The following is an 18,047-nucleotide window of genomic DNA, read 5'->3' as shown; positions in this document are numbered from 1 at the left end:
GCCACCGGCCCGCGGCAGGAATGCGGAAACCCCCACGTCTGCCCGCCCGCCCCGCCAGGATGAGCCCCATGACGGCCACGCAGCACCTGGTCGGGCGGGGACGCCGAGCTCGAGCGGGTCACCGAGGCGCTCGACCGGGCCGGCAGCGTCGTCGTCGTCGCCGGCGAGGCGGGCATCGGCAAGACCGCGTTGTGGCGCGCGGTGCTGGCCGAGCGCGACGTCCGCGAGCGGCAGCTGCGGGCGGCGGCGTTCGAGGGCGAGGCCGACCTGGGGTACGCCGCGCTCGCCGACCTCTGCGAGCCGCTGGGCCGCGACATCGCCCGGCTCCCCGAGGGCCAGCGACGGGCGCTCGACAACGCCGTCCGGCGCCGGGACGAGGGCGAGGTGGACGAGCGGACGGTCGCCGCCGCCGTGCTCGCCGTGCTCCGGTCCCTCACCGGGCCGACGGTCGTGGCGGTCGACGACGTCCAGTGGCTGGACGAGCCGTCGGCGGTGGCGCTCGGGTTCGCGGTGCGCCGGCTCGCCGACGCGCAGGTCCGCTTCCTCCTCACCCGGCGGGGGCCGGAGCCGACCCGCCTCGAGCGGGGCCTGCGCGACCGGGTGACCACCGTCGAGCTGGGTCCGCTCCCCGACGACAGCACCCGGCGGCTCCTCGGCCGGTACGACGGGCTCCGCCCGCGTCAGGTGCGCAGCGTCGTCGAGGCCGCTGCCGGCAACCCGCTGTTCGCGCTCGAGCTGGGCCGGATGATCGTCGACGGCGGTGGCGGACCGTCGCTCCCGCACGAGGTGGGCGAGCTCCTCCTCGCCCGGCTCTCCGCCGCGCCGCCGGCCGCGCTCACGGCGCTGACCGCGGCTGCGTTGAGTCCCGGTGCCCACCGGTCGGAGCTGCTCGCGGCGGTGGGTGCGGGAGCGGTCGACGAGGCGGTCGCGACCGACCTGCTGGAGGTCGACGGCGACCTGGCGCGGGCGACCCACCCGCTGCTCCTGACCGCGGCCCTCGATCTCGCCGCGCCCGCGCGGCGTCGAGCGTTGCACGGCCTGCTGGCGCCGGCCGTCGCCGACCCGCTCCGCAGCGCGCGCCACCGGGCACTGGCCGCCGACGGGCCGGACGAGGAGCTGGCTGCACGCACCCACGCCGCCGCCGAGCAGGCGGCGGCCCGGCTCGACCGCCGGCTCGCCTGCGAGCTCGGCGAGCTGGCGCTGCTGCTCACCCCTCCCGCCGGTGCCGAGCGGCCGGCCCGGCAGGTCGCGCTCGCCCACTTCCACGCCGCCGCCGGCAACAACCAGCGCAGCCTGGAGCTGACGGCGGAGCCCGATCGGCTGCCGCCCGGCAGCCTCCGCGCCCGCGCCTACCTCCTGCGCACCGACGTCGAGCTGGTGCCGTTCGCCACCCTGGTCGACCACCTCGACCGGGCGCTGGCGGAGGCCGACGACGTGGAGACCCGGGCCCGGGTGCTCACCCAGCGCGCGGCGTACGCCCTCCGCGGGCTGATCCGCGACGTCGAGGAGGCCTGCGGGTGGGCGGAGGGAGGCGGCGCGGCTCGCCGCCGACCACCCGGTCGTGCGCAACCTGGCGCTGTTCGAGGTGGCCTGGGCGCGGGCGGAGCTCAACCGGCCGGTGACCGACCTCCTCGACCCCGGGGTCCGCCCGGCGGCGGGGGTGCCGACCCACGCCTTCTCCGTCGAGCGGGTCGCCGCCATCCGGACGATGTGGCGCGGTGAGCTCGACGCGGCCCGCGACGCGTTCCGCGGCCTGCTGACGGCCAGCGAGGAGCGCGGGGAGGACGAGGCCGTGCAGATCCTGCTCACGCAGATGTGTGAGCTCGAGCTGCGGGCCGGCCGCTGGGACGAGGTGCTGCGGCTCACCGGCGAGATGACCAACGTGACCCTCTACCAGGGCGGCGCGATCTCCGACCCGCGTTGGGGGGCGGCCGTCGCCGCGGGCCGCGGCGACGTCGCGGCGACCGAGCGGTTCGCCGCGGCGGCCGAGGAGCAGGCGGGCGACGCGGAGATGCTGCGCTGGCCCCGATTCGAGATCGGCCGGTCCCGCGGGCTCGCCGCCCTGCTCGCCGGCGACTCCGCCGCGGCGGTCGGCCACCTGCTGCCGGTCTGGGAGCACCTCCGCCGCGCGGGCTTCGCCGACCCGGGCGCGTTCCCGCTCGCACCCGACCTGGTCGAGGCCCTCGTCGCGACCGGCGACCCCGACCGGGCCCGCCAGGTCCTCGACGCGCTCGCCGGCACCGAGGACCACCCCTGGGCGGCGGCGTCCGCCCTGCGGGCCCGCGGCCACCTCGCCGCGGCGGCCGGCGACGACCCGGTGCCGCACCTCACCGCGGCCGCGTCGGCCTACGCCGACCTCGGCTTCGCCTTCGACCGTGCCCGGTGCCTCGCCCTCGCCGGTGCCGCGCTCCGCGCGCGGCGCCGGGTGCGCGACGCGCGGGAGGCGCTGGAGTCGGCCGTCGCCGCGTTCCGCGGGCTCGGCAGCCCCGGGTGGGAGGCATGGGCGGCCGCCGAGCTGGCCCGCCTCGGCGGCCGCCGGGCCGGCAGCGGCCTGACCGACGCCGAGCTCCAGGTCGCCCGGCTGGTGGCGCGCGGCCGGCGCAACAAGGAGGTCGCCGCCGAGCTCTTCGTCAGCGAGTCCACGGTCGAGGCGACGCTCACCAGGATCTACGCCAAGCTCGGGGTCCGCGGCCGGGCCGAGCTCGCCGCCCGGCTCGGGAGCGACGAGGCGCCCGCCGGACACGGGGCTCCGTGACCCGGGTCCGGTCGACCCGGGCTCCATGACCGACCGGCGGAGCAGAACAGGGGGAAACCCCGATCCTCGGCGCCGGTCCACCCGCGAGCATCGGCGCCATGATCGGTCCCCGCCATGCCGTCCTCACCCAGACCGTCGTCCTCCTGCTGCTCGGCGTCGGGGTGACCTGGTTCGCGTTGGGCATGCGCCCTGTGCTCGACCTCGGCGGCGCCTCAGCCTCCGGCGGTCCCTACGTCGTCCGCGCCGAGTGCCCGGACGGCACCGGCCTGGTGCTCGCCGGGTTCCCCCTGGCCATGCTCCCGGCGATGGTCGGGTCGGTGGTCGTCAAGGGCACCGGCGCCCCCAGCCCGCTGCTGCTGATGTGGGTGCTCGTGTTCGGGGCCGGCGGGTGGAACTTCCTCGACGCCGGCCTCCTCGACGGCACGGCCGACGCCGGCTGGATCGTCACCGGCGTCCTCTTCTGGGCGATGGCGCTCCCGGCCGCGGTGCTCCTCCTCGCGCCGGCGCGGGGTACGCCGGCAGGTCGCGCCGGTCGCCGACGACCCGGGCGGCACCCGGTGGACAGGGCGGGCCTGGTGGGCGCTCGCCGTCGTGGTGCTCGCCGCCGGCGTCGCCACCGGCTGGGCGACGTACGAGGTGCTCGCGTGAGCTGGCGGCGACTGGCGTTCGCGCCCGAGGACGTCGCCGACTCCGAGCGGGCCGCTCCGACCCACGACCTGGGCCCCTGGGCGGCCGCCCGGTTCTGGGAGCTGCTCGGCTCCCGGGTGCCGTCGGGGTTCGTCTCGGTGGTGCCGGCCTGGCCGGAGTACGTCTTCAACTGCGCCCGCGGCGTCCTGCCGGGCGACGTGTTCGCGACCGTCCTGCACGAGCTCTACGAGGTGGCGCTGACCAGCCGCGGCCGGCCGGCGATGCCGGGCAGCTTCGCCGCGGTCCGCGGGACGAGCCTGCGCCGGCTGCTGCTCCCGTCGTGGTGGTCGTGGGACCGCCACGACCGGCCGTTCGGCACCGACGCGGTGTGGGCGCCGGCGACGCGGGCGGCCGCGCGGGTCCCCGAGGCCGCCCTCGTGCCGCGGCTCACGCTGCGCCGCGCCGACCGGCTGCCGCTCGCGGGCAACCCCGAGCTGTCGGGGCTCGGTCTGCCCGGCTACCGGCTGTGGGGCGCAGGGGCCGGTCCGGACGGCGCGCTCGGCGACCTGGTGGGCCGGTGGCTCGCGACGGAGGCGGGCCCGGCGCTGCGGAAGCTCACCCACCCGTACGTCGAGGTGGTCGTCCGGGCCGGGCACGTCGCGGTGGTGCGCAACGGGTTCGCGCCGCCGCACGAGGTCGACCTGCTGGCCGACACGCTCGCCGCGGTGGCCCGCGGGCTGCGGGAGGCGTGCGACAGCAGGCCGGCGCCGGCCGGCTTCGGCGCCGAGCTGCCCCCGCCCCCGTGGAGCGACCCGGGCCGACAGCCGTCCGACCGCCTCGACCTCACCTCCGAGCCCTGGTGGCGCGGCTACCGCCAGGTGGCCCACGAGCTGGGGATGACCCTGGAGGACCCGGACGCCTTCCACCGGGCGCTGCCGCACCAGCCGGTGCCGGGACGGGCCCAGGGCGTGCTGGCCGGGCCGGTGCGCGGGCTCGCCTCCCACGGCCGGCTGGCGTGGTTCGCCGACGACGCGCGGCCGGTCGACGGCTGGGTGCGCGGGGCGGTCCTGTTCCCCGCCCGCCCGGGTGCCCGGACCAGGCGCGGCGGCAGCCTCGACGCCGCGACCGGGATGTGGGCGGAGGTCGTCGACGGGTTCGCCGCCTGCTGGACGGTGCGCCGCCAGCGGCAGACCCTGGGTGCGCCCGCGCTGGTCGAGGCGGCGGGCGCCACCGCCCGCTCGCTCGGGCTGGTCTGACGACGACCGCCGGCAGTCGGCGGACGCCGATTTGTGAGCCGCGCCGCGGGCGCCGTAGGGTGGCCCGTGAAACCAGAGACCGCCGGTCGTCCGGGCTGCCTCAGCCCTGACCGAAGGTCCCGCGGAAGCGGGCGACCTGCGCAGGTGACAGAGCAAGACCGGGCACGTCCCTCCGGGGCCGAGCCGGTGTCCACGCCCTGAGCGCCTGCGCTCGGGGCGTTCGTCTTCTCCGGGGTCGTCGCGGCGGGCTCAACGTCCGGAAGGAGACCCATGGCGCGGGCAGACAAGCAGGCCGCCGTCGCGGAGATCGCTGAGTCGTTCAGCGAGGCCGCTGGCGCTGTGCTGACCGAGTACCGCGGTCTCACCGTCAAGGAGCTGCAGGACCTGCGCCGCTCCCTCGGTGCGAACGCCAACTACGCCGTGGTCAAGAACACGCTGGCCAAGCTCGCCGCCAAGGAGGCGGGCATCGAGGGGTTCGACGAGCTCCTCACGGGTCCGACCGCGATCGCCTTCATCAAGGGCGACGTCGTCGAGGCCGCCAAGGGCCTGCGTGACTTTGCCAAGGCCAACCCCACCCTGGTCATCAAGGGTGGCGTCCTGGACGGCAAGCCCCTCGACCCGACCGAGATCGCCAAGCTGGCCGACCTCGAGTCGCGCGAGGTGCTCCTGGGCAAGCTGGCGGGCGCGATGCTCGCCTCGCTGAGCCAGGCCGTCTACCTCCTCAACGCCCCGCTCGCCCAGGCGGCCCGGCTCGCCGGTGCCCTGGAGGCGAAGGCGCAGGAGGACCCCTCGATCCTCGCAGGTGGTGCCGGTACCCCCGCAGCGGACGCTGCGGAGGGACAGGTCGCCGCCGAGGAGGCCCCTGCCGAGGCTGCCGCCGAGGCCGAGGCCCCCGCCGACGAGGCTCCGGCCTCCGACGAGGGCGACAACGCCGAGGCCTGGGGGGCCCCGGCGACACACCACCTGAAAACCCCCGGCCCGTACGACGACCCGACGGGCCACCCGAGAAAGGAACCGCCATCATGGCGAAGCTCAGCACCGACGAGCTGCTCGACGCGTTCAAGGAGATGACGCTGATCGAGCTGTCCGAGTTCGTGAAGCAGTTCGAGGAGACCTTCGGCGTCACCGCCGCTGCCCCGGTCGCCGTGGCCGCCGCCCCGGCCGCCGGTGGCGCTGCCGCCGGTGGCGACGCCGGCGCGGAGGCCGCGCAGGACGAGTTCGACGTCATCCTCGAGGCCGCTGGTGACAAGAAGATCAACGTCATCAAGGAGGTCCGCGCGCTGACCTCGCTCGGCCTGAAGGAGGCCAAGGACCTCGTCGAGGGCGCCCCGAAGCCGGTCCTCGAGAAGGTCAACAAGGAGGCCGCCGACAAGGCCAAGGAGTCGCTCGAGGCCGCCGGCGCCACCGTCACCCTCAAGTGACCTCCGGGGTCACCCGGAGAGATCCGGAGTGACCCGGGAGCGAGGGGCGGCCCGGCCGCCCCTCGACGTTAGCTCGCCCGGAGGCGGGCTCCCCACGGGGAGCCCGCCTCCGGCCGTTTTTCGTCGCACGGCACCGGACGCGGCCCCCGGGTGACGCGCGACACCGAGTCGCGTAACCTGCCCGCCGGGCCCGCGTTGTTACTCCAGAGGAACAAGGTGGGCCGCGACACGTCCGACCGGTGCGGACGGGCGGGCGGCCGGCAGGTTCCTGGGTCACGGGGCCCGCGCCGGGGAAGCGATGAGGGAGAGGCGACATGGGTGTTGAGATCGCTGTCGAGGGGCTGACGAAGTCCTTCGGCAAGCAGCTGATCTGGCAGGACGTCACGCTCACGGTCCCCGCTGGCGAGATCTGCGTCATGCTCGGCCCCTCCGGCACCGGCAAGTCCGTGTTCCTCAAGGCGCTCATCGGCCTGCTCAAGCCCGACGCCGGCTCGATCGTCATCGAGGGCACCGACATCGCCTCCTGCTCCGAGAAGGAGCTCTACGAGATCCGCAAGCTGTTCGGCGTGCTGTTCCAGGACGGCGCGATGTTCGGCTCCATGAACCTCTACGACAACGTCGCCTTCCCCCTCCGCGAGCACACCAAGAAGTCGGAGTCGGAGATCCGCGACATCGTCATGGAGAAGATGGACCTCGTCGGCCTCCTCGGCGCCGAGGACAAGCTGCCCGGCGAGATCTCCGGCGGCATGCGGAAGCGCGCCGGCCTCGCCCGGGCGTTGGTCCTCGACCCCGAGATCGTGCTGTTCGACGAGCCCGACTCCGGCCTCGACCCGGTCCGGACGGCGTTCCTCAACCAGCTGATCGTCGACCTCAACGCCCAGATCGACGCGACGTTCCTCATCGTCACCCACGACATCAACACGGCCCGGACGGTGCCCGACAACATCGGCCTGCTCTACCACAAGCACCTGGCGATGTTCGGCCCGCGCGAGATGCTGCTGAGCTCGGAGGAGCCGGTGGTGCGCCAGTTCCTCAACGCCCAGCGGGTCGGGCCGATCGGGATGTCGGAGGAGAAGGACGCCAACGAGCTCGAGGCGGAGAAGGACATGGACCTGCCGCCGCTGCCGCCCATCGCGCTGCAGCTCGAGCCCTCCAACGGCATCCCGCGGCGCAGCCAGCGGCCGCCGGGCGAGTGGTGCCGGGAGCACGGGGTCACCCCCGCCGCCGGGGTCGTTCACCGCCGAGGCCGCCACGGCAGCCGGGGCCTGAGGGATCGGCATCTGGTGTCATCTCCCACGGCGGCCCGCGTCCTCGCGCCCGTCGGCACCGCAGGCAAGCTCTTCGCCTTCGGTCTCGACGTCGCCCGAGGCCTGTTCCGGCGCCCCTTCCAGCTCCGCGAGTTCCTGCAGCAGGCATGGTTCATCGCGTCGGTCACGATCATCCCCACCGCCCTGGTGGCGATCCCCTTCGGAGCGGTCATCGCGCTGCAGGTCGGCGGCCTGATCAAGCAGTTCGGCGCCCAGTCGTTCACGGGCTCCGCGTCGGTGCTGGCCGTCATCCAGCAGGCCGGCCCGATCGCGACGGCGTTGCTGATCGCCGGAGCCGGCGGCTCGGCGATCGCCGCCGACCTCGGCGCCCGCAAGATCCGCGAGGAGCTCGACGCGATGATGGTGCTGGGCATCGACCCGATCCAGCGCCTGGTGGCGCCCCGGGTCCTCGCCTGCATGCTCGTCGCGGTGTTCCTCAACGGGATGGTCAGCGTGGTCGGCGTCGCCGGCGGCTACGTCTTCAACGTGATCCTCCAGGACGGCACGCCGGGCGCCTACCTGCAGAGCTTCACCGCCCCTCGCCCAGCTGCCCGACGTCTGGGTCGGCATGGTCAAGGCGCTGGTCTTCGGGCTGATCGCCGCGGTCGTCGCCGCCTACAAGGGCATGAACGCCGGCGGTGGACCCAAGGGCGTCGGTGACGCCGTGAACGAGTCCGTGGTCATCACCTTCCTCCTCCTGTTCGTCGTCAACTTCATCATCAGCACGATCTACCTGCAGGTCGTGCCGCCAAGACCGGTTAGCGGGGCGAACGGTCATGGCGAACGTGAAGGCGGTCTACGAACGGCCGCTCAAGGGGCTCGACACCCTGGGGCAGCAGCTGTCCTTCTACCTGAAGGTCCTGCTCGCGCTGCCCCGGACGATCGCGCACTACCCGCGCGAGATCGTGCGGCTGCTCGCCGAGGTGACCCTCGGCTCCGGCGCGCTCGCGGTCATCGGCGGGACGGTCGGGGTCATCGTCGGCATGACGTTCTTCACCGGCGCCCAGGTCGGGCTGTCGGGGTACGCCGCGCTCAACCAGCTCGGGACCGCGGCGTTCTCGGGCTTCGTCTCGGCCTACTTCAACACCCGCGAGATCGCGCCGCTGGTCGCCGGCATCGCCCTCGCGGCGACCGTCGGGTGCGGCTTCACCGCCCAGCTGGGCGCGATGCGGATCTCCGAGGAGGTCGACGCGCTCGAGGTGATGGCGATTCCCTCGATGCGGTTCCTGGTCACCACCCGGGTCGTGGCCGGCATGATCGCGATCGTCCCGCTCTACGTGGTCGGCCTGCTGTCGTCGTACGTCGCCAGCCGGGTGGTCGTCACCCAGTTCTACGGCCAGTCCTCGGGCACCTACGACCACTACTTCAACCAGTTCCTGCCACCCGGCGACGTGCTGTGGTCGTTCGGGAAGGTCCTGGTGTTCTCGGTGGTCGTGATCCTGATCCACTGCTACCACGGCTACACCGCCTCGGGCGGGCCCGCCGGCGTGGGCGTGGCTGTGGGACGCGCTGTCCGCACCAGCATCGTGGCGATCAACGTCATCGACCTGTTCCTCTCGATGGCGATCTGGGGCACCACCACGACCGTCAGGCTGGCGGGGTGACGCGGCGATGAGAGGTCGGGTCCTGGCCGCCCACAAGACGCTGGGCGTGGTGTTCGTGTGCCTGCTGCTGGTCGGCGTCTGGCTGACCTACGCGGTGTTCACGAAGAAGTTCTCCGACTACGAGGAGGTCACCCTCGAGACCACCTCGATCGGTCTCCAGCTGCCCGAACGCGCCGACGTGAAGATCCGCGGCGTGATCGTGGGCGAGGTGCTCGAGGCCGACTCGCGCGGCGACGGCGCGGAGCTCACGCTCGGCATCTACCCCGACGAGATCGACACGATCCCGGCCAACGTCACCGGCGCGATCGTGCCCAAGACGCTCTTCGGCGAGAAGTACGTCTCGCTCGTGGTCCCCCTCGACCGGGCCGTCGGGCACCATCCGGGCGGGCGCACGGATCACCAAGACCGAGCTCAGCACCGAGGTCGAGGAGGTCCTGTCGGACCTCTACCCGCTGCTCCGCACGGTGCAGCCGGCCGACCTCAACCTCACCCTCACCGCGCTCGCCACGGCGCTCGAGGGCCGGGGTGCCCAGCTCGGCGAGAACCTCGAGACCGTCGACGCCTACCTCAAGCGGATCAACCCGCAGATCCCGGCGCTGCTGGAGGACCTGCGACTGACCGCCCAGGTGTCCGAGACCTACGCCGACATCCTCCCCGAGGTGGCGCAGGTGCTCGACAACACCGTGACGACGACGCAGACGCTGGAGGAGAAGGAGGTCGTGCTCAACGCGGCGCTGCGCGACATCCGCAGCTTCTCCGACACCGCCCGCGGCTTCCTCGCCCGCAACGGCGACCTGCTCGAGGAGGCGGGCGAGATCAGCACGAGCATGCTGCAGCTCTTCGCCCGCTACTCGCCCGAGATCCCGTGCATCGCGAAGGCGCTGGTCAACTACGTCCCCCGCATCGCGGAGGCGTTCCGCGGCTACGAGCTCCACATCATTCTCGAGCCGATCCCGACCCAGCCGCGCCGCTACAACGCCAACGACCAGCCCCGGTTCGGCGACACCCGCGGTCCGGAGTGCTACAACCTGCCGAACCCGCCGTGGGACCAGAAGAACCCCTACCGCAACCCGCCGAACTTCGACGACGGCGTCGACGAGCCGACGGGCAAGGGCATCATGCGGGTGGCGCCCGGCTTCGAGGAGGACCCGCTGGGCTACCGCGGCACCACCGAGGACGTCGCCGTGCTCCGCCAGCTCCTCGACGACCGCTACGGCGCCGACGCGGGGTCCGACCTCGGCGTCCTGCTCGCCGGACCGGTCGTCGCCGAGAGGGGTGACTCCTGATGCCGCGGGCGGGCCTCGACAAGAAGACGACCAGCGACCTGGTGCGGCTGCTCGTCTTCATGATCACGACCGGACTCGCGACGGGCGTCCTCGTCGTCACGATCGGCAACCTCTCCTTCGGGAGCACGAAGGAGTACCGCGCCGAGTTCTCCGACGCCACCGGGGTGGTCTCCGGAGACGACGTGCGGATCGCCGGCGTCAAGGTGGGCAACGTCCAGGACGTCGAGATCGCCGACGACAACCGCGCGCTGGTGACGTTCACCGTCGCCGACGACACCCGCATCGACGCGGCGACGCACGCGACGATCAAGTACCGCAACCTGATCGGGCAGCGCTACATCTCCCTCGGCCAGGACGGGCAGAGCGACGACGTGCTCACGGAGGGCGAGACGATCCCGGTCACCCGCACCCAGCCCGCGCTCGACCTCACCGCGCTGTTCAACGGCTTCAAGCCGCTCTTCGAGGCGCTGTCGCCCGACGACATCAACAAGCTCTCCTACGAGATCGTCCAGGTGTTCCAGGGCGAGGGCGGCACCGTCGAGGGCCTGCTCGCCAGCACCGCCTCCCTCACGCAGACGCTCGCCGACAACGACCGGGTGATCGGCCGGTTGCTGTCCAACCTCGACCACGTCCTCGACCACGTCGCCGACCGCGACGCCCAGCTGAGCCGGCTCATCGAGAGCTTCCGCGGCCTCGTGGGAGGGCTCAAGGACGACCGCCAGGCGATCCTCGCCTCGCTCGACGGCATCTCCGACCTCGCGGTCGAGACGGCCGGCCTCGTCGACGACATCAGGGAGCCGTTCGTCCGTGACATCAAGGAGCTGCGCCAGTTCGCCGGCACGCTCGACGACAACCGGGCCGAGATCGACCGGGCGCTGCAGGTGATGCCCATCAAGCTCAACAAGTTCGGCAACGTGGCCACCTACGGCTCGTGGTTCAACTTCTACCTCTGCCACTTCAAGGTGACCCTCCGCAACGGCGACCGGATCCTCCTCAACGTCCCCCTACAGCACCTTCCCGGGTGCCGCGGGCAACAACCGGTGCAGTCTGGGGTGACGGGCGATGGCTAAACCGTTCCGGGAGCGCAACCCGGTCACCGTCGGGGCCGTGAGCCTCGTCGTCCTCGCGCTGCTCATGGTCGGCGCCTTCCGGGCGCAGGACCTGCCGCTGATCGGCGGCGGCGACACCTACTACGCCGAGTTCACCGAGTCCGGCGGCCTCAAGGTCAACGACGAGGTGCGCGTCGCCGGTGTCCGGGTCGGCAAGGTGGAGTCGATCGAGCTCACCGACGGGCTGGTGCGCGTCGGGTTCCAGATCAAGACCGACGCCCGGTTCGGGGCGGAGACGCATGCCGCGATCAAGGTGAAGACGATCCTCGGCTCGATGTTCCTCTCCCTCGAGCCGGCCGGCTCCGGCCAGCTCGACGAGGGCAGCACGATCCCGGTCGCGCGCACGAGCTCGCCGTACGACGTCATCGACGCGTTCGAGGGCCTCGCGGAGACCTCCGCCGAGACCGACACCGACCAGCTGGCGGCGGCGCTGACCACGCTGGCCGACCTGACCCGCAACACGCCCGAGGAGTTCCGCGCGGCGCTCGACGGCATCTCCGCCCTGTCGGAGGTCGTCGTCTCCCGCGACGAGGAGATCAACCGGCTGCTGCAGAGCCTGCAGCGGGTCTCGACGGTGCTCGACGACCGCGACGAGGACATCGTCGCGCTGATGCGCGACGCCGACGTCCTGTTCCGGGCGCTCCTGCAGCGCAAGCAGGCGATCCACCAGATCCTGCAGTCGACGATCACGCTGAGCCGCGAGCTGACCCGCCTCGTCGAGGACTCCCGGGCCGACCTCAAGCCGGCGCTCGACCACCTGCAGTCGGTCGTCGCGGTGCTCAACAAGAACGAGGACAACCTCGACCTGTCGCTGCGGCTGGCCGGCCCGTTCTACCGGGTCTTCGCCAACGTCTTCGGCAACGGCCCGTGGTGGGACACCTACGTCTCCAACCTGCCGCCGGTGCCCGGACCAGGAGGGAGGGGCTGATGAGCGCCCGGCTCCAGCGGGTGCTCCCGCTCGTGGTGATCGGCCTGCTGCTCGCGGCCGCGGTCGTCTGGTGGGTCGGCGGCGACGGCGGCACGAAGACGGTGACGGCCTACTTCCCGCGCACCGTCTCCGTCTACGAGGGCAGCGACGTCCGCGTGCTCGGCGTCCCGATCGGCAAGGTCGACCAGGTGACCCCCGAGGGCACCCGGGTCAAGGTCGTCATGCACTACGACGAGGAGGTCGAGGTCCCGGCCGACGCCCAGGCGGTGATCGTCTCGCCGTCGGTCGTCGGTGACCGGTTCATCCAGCTCACCCCCGCCTACCGGGGCGGTCCCGAGCTGGAGGACGGCGGCGTCCTCGACACCGAGCGCACCGCGATCCCGCTGGAGCTCGACGAGATCTACGGCAGCCTCGACAAGCTGGCCGTCGCGCTCGGCCCCGAGGGCGCCAACTCAGAGGGCGCGTTGACCGACCTGCTCGAGCAGACCGCTCGCAACTTCGGCGGCCAGGGCGCCAACTTCAAGCAGACGATCCGCGACTTCGGCCGGCTCAGCTCGACCCTCGACGACAACAAGGAGGAGCTGTTCGCCTCGGCCGAGAAGCTGCAGGCGTTCGTCGAGACCCTCGCCGACAACGACGGCACCGTCCGCCGGTTCAACCGGTCGCTGGGCCGGGTCTCCGACCTCCTGGACGACGAGCGGCAGGAGCTGACCGGGGCGCTGCGGCACCTCGGGATCGCCCTCGACGTCGTCGGCGACTTCGTGCAGGAGAACCGGGCCTCGCTCGGCCGCAACATCACCGGGCTCAACCGGGTGACCCGGCTGCTGGCCCGGCACCGCGACGACATCGACATGCTGCTGCGGGCCGCGCCGCTGGCGCTGAACAACCTGGGGCTCGCCTACAACCCGCAGGCAGGAACGCTCGACACCAACGCCAACATCGCGAACCTGGCGCACAACCTGGTCAACGACCCCGCCCAGCTGCTGTGCGCCCTGCTCGCGTCCAACGACCCGAAGGGGCAGCTGTGCGGCCTGTTCGACAACCTGCTGCCCCGTGACGTGCCCTTCGGCCTCGGGACCGGGTCGTGGAGCGACGACGCCGACTACGACCCCACGCTCAACGGGCTCGTGGAGGTCGACTGACATGCGCACGAGGCTCCGCACGATGGCCCGGGCCGCGGCCGGTCTGCTGGCGGGCTCGGTGCTGCTCACCGGCTGCGACTTCGACGTCTACCAGCTCCCGCTCCCCGGCGGCGCCGACGTGGGCGACGACCCGATCACGGTGAAGGTCTATTTCGAGGACGTGCTCGACCTGGTGCCGAAGTCGTCGGTGAAGGTCAACGACGTCACCGTCGGGCAGGTGAGCGACATCGAGCTCGACGGCTACACCGCCGAGGTCACGCTGGAGCTCCGCGACGACACCGGCCTGCCCGACAACGCCGAGGCCAAGATCCGCCAGACCAGCCTCCTCGGCGAGAAGTTCGTCTCGCTCGAGATGCCCGCCGACCCCCTCCGGCGACCCGCTCGGCGACGGCGACGAGATCGAGAACGGCGGCCGCAACCCCGAGGTCGAGGAGGTGCTCGGCGCGCTCAGCCTGGTCCTCAACGGCGGCGGTGTCGCCCAGCTCAAGACGATCACCACCGAGCTCAACCTCGCGCTCGAGGGCCGGGAGGACTCCGCACGGTCGGTCCTGCGGCAGGTCGAGTCGCTGATGGGCCAGCTCGACGACCGCAAGGCCGACATCGTCGGAGCCATCCGGTCACTCAACCGGCTGTCCGTGGGCGCCCGGCGCCACATGGACAGCATCGACCGGGCGCTCGAGGAGCTGCCGAGCGCGCTCGACTCCATCGACCGGCAGCGCTCCGACCTGGTGGCGATGCTGGAGGGGCTGGAGCGGCTCGGCGACGTCGGCGTGCGGGTGATCCGGCAGACCAAGGACTCCACCATGAGCACGCTCCGGCTGCTCGAGCCGGTGCTGCTCCAGCTCAACCGCGCCGGGAAGTCGTTCGTCGACGCCCTCAACATCTTCTACAGCTTCCCGTTCGCCGACGACGTCATCGGCCGCGACCCCGCGGTCGCGCGCAACATCCACATGGGCGACTACGTCAACCTCTCCGTCGAGCTCGACCTCGACCTGCAGACGCTGGAGCTCCCGGGCCTGCCGTGCACCGAGCTGGCACCCGCCAACCTGCCCCTCCTCGACCTCGTGAAGCTCTGCGACGAGATCGGGAAGGCGCTGCAGCAGTGCATCCGCCTCAGCAACCCCGACTGCGCGTCCCTGCCGGGCAACGTCATCGGGGCGATCTGCGACGCCGCCGAGCTGCCGGTCCTCTGCGACGTCCTCAGCGGCCGGTCCGGCGGTCGCGGCGGCCAGGCGTCGGCCAGCACGGTGACCGCGCTGGCCGACGAGCTCGGGCTCGGCGGGCTGCAGCTCGACCAGCTGCTCCAGGGCCTGGGACTGGCCCGCGCGCCGGTCGGCGCGCCGGACCAGCCCTCCGCGCCGCGCATCGCCGGCGACCACGACCCGGCGCTCGTCAGCCTGCTCGCGGGCTCGCTCGGGGAGGCGGTGCCCGGTGATCACACGGCGTACGAAGATCCAGCTGCTGGTGTTCGCGGTCATCACCCTGGTCGGGGTGTCGTTCGTCGGCGCGCGCTACGCCCAGCTCGACCGGGTCCTCCTCGACCGGTCCTACACCGTGGTCGCGCACTACCCCGAGTCCGGCGGCATCTTCGTCGGCGGCGAGGTCACCTACCGCGGCGTGGGCATCGGCAAGGTCACCGAGCTCGAGCTGACCGACGACGGTGTCGACGTGCACCTCGAGATCGAGAACGCGTGGGACGAGATCCCGGCCGACTCCCGGGCGCTGGTCGGCAACCGTTCCGCCGTCGGCGAGCAGTACGTCGAGCTCCAGCCCCACACCGACGACGGCCCCTACCTCGAGGACGGCGACCGGATCACCGACGTCGCCACTCCGATCGCGACCGAGAAGCTCCTCGGCGACATCGCCACGACCGTCGACAGCGTCGACCGCGAGGCGCTCCGGACGACGATCCACGAGCTCGGCGAGGCGTTCGGCGGCACCGGCGAGGACCTGCAGCAGATCATCGACACCGGCAACTCGTTCATCGAGACCGCCGATGCGAACTTCGAGCTCACCACCGCCCTGATCCGCGACGCCAACGTCGTCCTCCGCGGCCAGCGCGACTCCGAGTCGTCGCTGCGGATGTTCGCCGACCGGCTGTCGTCGTTCTCGACGGCTCTCGTCGGCGCCGACCGTCACCTGCGCAAGGTGATCGACAGCGGCTCGTTCACCGCCAACCAGCTGCGCACGTTCCTGGAGCAGAACGAGGCGCCGCTCGCGGAGCTGCTCAACAACGTCATCACCACCGGGCGTGTGGTCGTGAAGAACATCCCGGGGATCCGGACCCTCCTCATCGCCTACCCGATCGTCCTCGAGGGGGCGTTCGGAGTGATCGCGAAGAGCCCCGGGACCAACCTCTACGACACCCACATCGGCCTGATCCTGACCACGACGCCGCCGTGCTACGCCGGCTACGAGGGCACCGTCACCCGCGGGCCCAACGACCGCGAGGACCGGCTGTTCAACCTCGACGCGCAGTGCACCGAGCCGCCGACGAAGAGCAACCCGCGCGGCTTCCAGAACCTCCCGCGGGTGACGCCCGACCTCGACGGCGTCCCGGACGCCGGCGAGGAGGTGCTCGCGTCGTTCGACCCCGAGACCGGCGAGCTCGACTGGGACGCCACCGGCCCTGCCCGGTCCACGACGCCGGCCCCATCGTCGGCGGGGTCGCCGGACGGGTCGCAGGCCGGGTTGCCGGTGGGCGGTAACGTGGCGCCGCCGTCGCTCGGAGAGGACTCGTGGAAGTGGCTCTACCTGGAACCCCTGCTGGACGCTCAGGGGTGACGGCCTCTCCTGCTGTCCGCTGGGTCGTCCTCGCCGTCCTCCTCCTGGTGACGGTCGGGTGCCTGGCCGCGGTCGCGACCGTCGTCGCCACCCGGGCCGCCGGCGACGGGATCGGCGAGCGCCTCCAGTCGTTGCGCGACGACGCGCCCCCGAACCGACCCGAGGCCGACGAGCGCGAGCAGCTGCTCGCGCTCGCCCGCGAGTTCGTGACCCGCTTCAACACCTACGGCCCCGACCTGCTCGACGACCAGGGCACGATGCCCGACTACGCCGCGGTCGCCGACCTGATGACCGCCCGGTTCGCCGACGTGTTCACCGAGAACGTCGGCTACGCCGAGGAGACCGTGAAGCAGCTCGGCGCGTCGCGGGAGGCCACGGTGTGGGGCGTCGGCGTCGCGACCCACGACGTCGACTCGGCCCAGGTGCTCGTCGCCGGCACGGTCGAGCTCTCCTACCCCGCGCCCGACCCGGGCGCCGGTGACGACGACGCGACCGGTGACGATGAGCGCGGGGACGGGGGAGGGGCCGCGGCTCACCTCGGGGCCCCAGCGGTTCCGCTACGAGGTGTCGCTGGTCCAGGTCGAGGGCCGGTGGCTCGTCGACGACCTCGACGACGTCGACGACGGGCTCCCGCCGTTCTCCCAGCCCTCGATCCCGGAGCAGGCACCGCAGGACGACAGCGGCGGACCCACCCCGTCCAGCCCGGCGAGCCCGTCCAGCCCCTCCAGCCCCTCGAGCCCTGCGAGCCCCTCGAGCGAGGCGACGACACCGTGAGCCCCAACCTCTACGACCTGCTCGACGTCCCCGAGGACGCGACGACCGACGAGATCCGCGCCGCCTGGAAGGCGGCGATCGCCGACCTCGAGCCGACCGACCGGAGGTTCCGGGCGTTCAACGACGCCGCCGCGGTGCTCCTCGACGCCGACCGCCGGGCGGCGTACGACGCCGAGCTGGCCGCCGCGCGTGCCGAGGAGGAGCCCGCTGACGACGCGGACGGCGCCCCGCAGGTCGACCTCACCAAGCCGGCTCCCGCCGTCGACGACGACGGCGCCCCCCGACGAGCCGGTCGACCCGGACCAGGAGCCCGTCGACCACCCCGACGGCGAGCCCGACCACCAGCCCGACGGCGAGCCTGCCGAGCGTCCGCGCCGGTCCGGCCCACCGAGGTGGGCGCTGGCGGCCGCCGCCGTCGTCGCCGTGGTCGCCCTCGTCCTCCTCGTGGTGGTGTGGTCGTGGCCGGGCAGCCGCGGGGCGGACTCGCCGGCGGACCAGGAGGAGCAGGCCGTGGCCGCGGAGGCGGCCGGCCAGCAGGCCGAGGACGCGGCCGCGGCGGCCGTCCCCGAGGTGTTCTCCTACGACTACCGCACGCTCGACGAGGACCTCGAGCGGGCGCGGCCGCACCTGACCGACGGCTTCGCAGAGCAGCGGTCGGCGCTCCTCGACGACATCCGCGAGCAGGTCGAGGCCGAGCAGGTGGTCGTGACCGCGGCCGTCTCCGGCACCGGGCTGACCCGGGTCGCCCCAGCAGGTGACCGGGCGGAGGTCCTCGTCTACCTCGAGCAGGACAGCCAGAAGGGCGACGCGGCCGCGCGGACGCTGCGGATGTGGGCCAACCTGACCATGGTGCGCGAGGACGGGGAGGGCGGGGAGTGGCTGATCGACGCTGCCTGCACCGAGCGCGACTGCGGGTGAGCAGCCCGCCGGACTGCTGACGGACAGTTGACGGACAGTAGACGGACAGGCCCCGCCGGGGTGGCGCGCTTGACCTGAGCCGGTGCGCACAGCATGATCCCGGGAGGGCTCGTCCCTGGCTGGAGGCTCCGGTGGT

Annotated in this window: 14 protein-coding genes and 4 pseudogenes; 16 read left to right on the top strand and 2 right to left on the bottom strand. The window is 72.8% G+C overall.

The genetic code is table 11. The features are described 5' to 3' along the window. Window positions 1-111 precede the first annotated feature (111 nt). The 6 genes and pseudogenes from MF408_RS06455 to MF408_RS26680 all read left to right on the top strand — a co-directional run. A pseudogene (locus tag MF408_RS06455) lies at window positions 112-1,722 on the top strand (AAA family ATPase); the annotation flags it as partial. Beyond that, window positions 1,619-2,755: a helix-turn-helix transcriptional regulator gene (locus MF408_RS06450; protein ID WP_240250719.1), complete on the top strand. Its 1,137-nt coding sequence runs from the start codon at window positions 1,619-1,621 to the stop codon at window positions 2,753-2,755. The pseudogene MF408_RS06455 and the gene MF408_RS06450, both read left to right, overlap by 104 nt. A 98-nt stretch (window positions 2,756-2,853) precedes the next feature. After that, the gene (locus tag MF408_RS06445) at window positions 2,854-4,638 is read left to right on the top strand and encodes a hypothetical protein (RefSeq protein ID WP_240250718.1); all 1,785 of its coding nucleotides are present in this window, start codon (window positions 2,854-2,856) and stop codon (window positions 4,636-4,638) included. Window positions 4,639-4,908: 270 nt separating this feature from the next. Then, window positions 4,909-5,538: pseudogene (gene rplJ, locus MF408_RS06440) on the top strand (50S ribosomal protein L10); the annotation flags it as partial. 122 nt (window positions 5,539-5,660) lie between these two features. Continuing rightward, window positions 5,661-6,059 (top strand): 50S ribosomal protein L7/L12, encoded by a 399-nt coding sequence (rplL, locus tag MF408_RS06435; RefSeq protein WP_240250717.1) that lies wholly within the window; start codon window positions 5,661-5,663, stop codon window positions 6,057-6,059. 314 nt (window positions 6,060-6,373) lie between these two features. Next, window positions 6,374-6,916 (top strand): annotated as a pseudogene (locus MF408_RS26680) (ATP-binding cassette domain-containing protein); the annotation flags it as partial. Between the two features lie 98 nt (window positions 6,917-7,014). Here the strand turns inward: MF408_RS26680 and MF408_RS25080 are convergent. Then, the gene (locus MF408_RS25080) at window positions 7,015-7,275 is read right to left on the bottom strand and encodes a hypothetical protein (RefSeq protein WP_275693365.1); all 261 of its coding nucleotides are present in this window, start codon (window positions 7,273-7,275) and stop codon (window positions 7,015-7,017) included. 67 nt (window positions 7,276-7,342) lie between these two features. Between MF408_RS25080 and MF408_RS06425 the strand changes: the two are divergent. Continuing rightward, window positions 7,343-8,120 (top strand): annotated as a pseudogene (locus tag MF408_RS06425) (ABC transporter permease); the annotation flags it as partial. Window positions 8,121-8,142: 22 nt separating this feature from the next. Further along, window positions 8,143-8,970: an ABC transporter permease gene (locus tag MF408_RS06420; RefSeq protein WP_240250716.1), complete on the top strand. Its 828-nt coding sequence runs from the start codon at window positions 8,143-8,145 to the stop codon at window positions 8,968-8,970. Here the strand turns inward: MF408_RS06420 and MF408_RS06415 are convergent. Beyond that, window positions 8,954-9,388, bottom strand: coding sequence for a hypothetical protein (locus MF408_RS06415; protein ID WP_240250715.1), 435 nt, complete (start codon window positions 9,386-9,388; stop codon window positions 8,954-8,956). The two genes, MF408_RS06420 and MF408_RS06415, sit on opposite strands and share 17 nt — an antisense overlap. Here MF408_RS06415 and MF408_RS06410 point away from each other — a divergent pair. The 8 genes from MF408_RS06410 to MF408_RS06375 are packed head-to-tail and all read left to right on the top strand — an operon-like array spanning window position 9,348 to window position 17,911. Further along, on the top strand, window positions 9,348-10,256 hold the full coding sequence (locus MF408_RS06410; protein WP_345893919.1) for an MCE family protein: 909 nt from the start codon (window positions 9,348-9,350) through the stop codon (window positions 10,254-10,256). The genes MF408_RS06415 and MF408_RS06410 overlap by 41 nt on opposite strands. Beyond that, the gene (locus MF408_RS06405) at window positions 10,256-11,326 is read left to right on the top strand and encodes an MlaD family protein (RefSeq protein WP_240250714.1); all 1,071 of its coding nucleotides are present in this window, start codon (window positions 10,256-10,258) and stop codon (window positions 11,324-11,326) included. Before MF408_RS06410 ends, MF408_RS06405 begins: the two co-directional genes overlap by 1 nt. Continuing rightward, entirely contained in the window at window positions 11,319-12,293 is a 975-nt protein-coding gene (locus MF408_RS06400) for an MCE family protein (RefSeq protein ID WP_240250713.1), read from the top strand. The genes MF408_RS06405 and MF408_RS06400 overlap by 8 nt, the downstream gene beginning before the upstream one ends. Continuing rightward, on the top strand, window positions 12,293-13,435 hold the full coding sequence (locus MF408_RS06395; RefSeq protein WP_240250712.1) for an MCE family protein: 1,143 nt from the start codon (window positions 12,293-12,295) through the stop codon (window positions 13,433-13,435). Before MF408_RS06400 ends, MF408_RS06395 begins: the two co-directional genes overlap by 1 nt. Window position 13,436: 1 nt before the next feature. Continuing rightward, on the top strand, window positions 13,437-14,870 hold the full coding sequence (locus MF408_RS06390) for an MCE family protein (RefSeq protein ID WP_240250711.1): 1,434 nt from the start codon (window positions 13,437-13,439) through the stop codon (window positions 14,868-14,870). After that, window positions 14,867-16,219 (top strand): MlaD family protein, encoded by a 1,353-nt coding sequence (locus MF408_RS06385; RefSeq protein ID WP_240250710.1) that lies wholly within the window; start codon window positions 14,867-14,869, stop codon window positions 16,217-16,219. The genes MF408_RS06390 and MF408_RS06385 overlap by 4 nt, the downstream gene beginning before the upstream one ends. Beyond that, complete coding sequence (locus MF408_RS06380) at window positions 16,216-17,751, top strand: J domain-containing protein (protein WP_240250709.1); 1,536 nt, start codon at window positions 16,216-16,218, stop codon at window positions 17,749-17,751. Before MF408_RS06385 ends, MF408_RS06380 begins: the two co-directional genes overlap by 4 nt. Beyond that, window positions 17,699-17,911: a hypothetical protein gene (locus MF408_RS06375; RefSeq protein WP_240250708.1), complete on the top strand. Its 213-nt coding sequence runs from the start codon at window positions 17,699-17,701 to the stop codon at window positions 17,909-17,911. The genes MF408_RS06380 and MF408_RS06375 overlap by 53 nt, the downstream gene beginning before the upstream one ends. The last annotated feature ends 136 nt before the right edge of the window (window positions 17,912-18,047 follow it).

This window comes from Nocardioides sp. TF02-7, assembly GCF_022437945.1.
Lineage (GTDB): Bacteria > Actinomycetota > Actinomycetes > Propionibacteriales > Nocardioidaceae > Nocardioides.
This window is presented reverse-complemented; position numbering and strand designations above follow the sequence as displayed.

Coding starts and splice junctions, on each gene's coding strand:
- MF408_RS06445 (WP_240250718.1), top strand. CDS start 2,854: ATGATCGGTCCCCGCCATGCCGTCCTCACCCAGACCGTCGTCCTCCTG.
- rplL (WP_240250717.1), top strand. CDS start 5,661: ATGGCGAAGCTCAGCACCGACGAGCTGCTCGACGCGTTCAAGGAGATG.
- MF408_RS06420 (WP_240250716.1), top strand. CDS start 8,143: ATGGCGAACGTGAAGGCGGTCTACGAACGGCCGCTCAAGGGGCTCGAC.
- MF408_RS06405 (WP_240250714.1), top strand. CDS start 10,256: ATGCCGCGGGCGGGCCTCGACAAGAAGACGACCAGCGACCTGGTGCGG.
- MF408_RS06400 (WP_240250713.1), top strand. CDS start 11,319: ATGGCTAAACCGTTCCGGGAGCGCAACCCGGTCACCGTCGGGGCCGTG.
- MF408_RS06395 (WP_240250712.1), top strand. CDS start 12,293: ATGAGCGCCCGGCTCCAGCGGGTGCTCCCGCTCGTGGTGATCGGCCTG.
- MF408_RS06390 (WP_240250711.1), top strand. CDS start 13,437: ATGCGCACGAGGCTCCGCACGATGGCCCGGGCCGCGGCCGGTCTGCTG.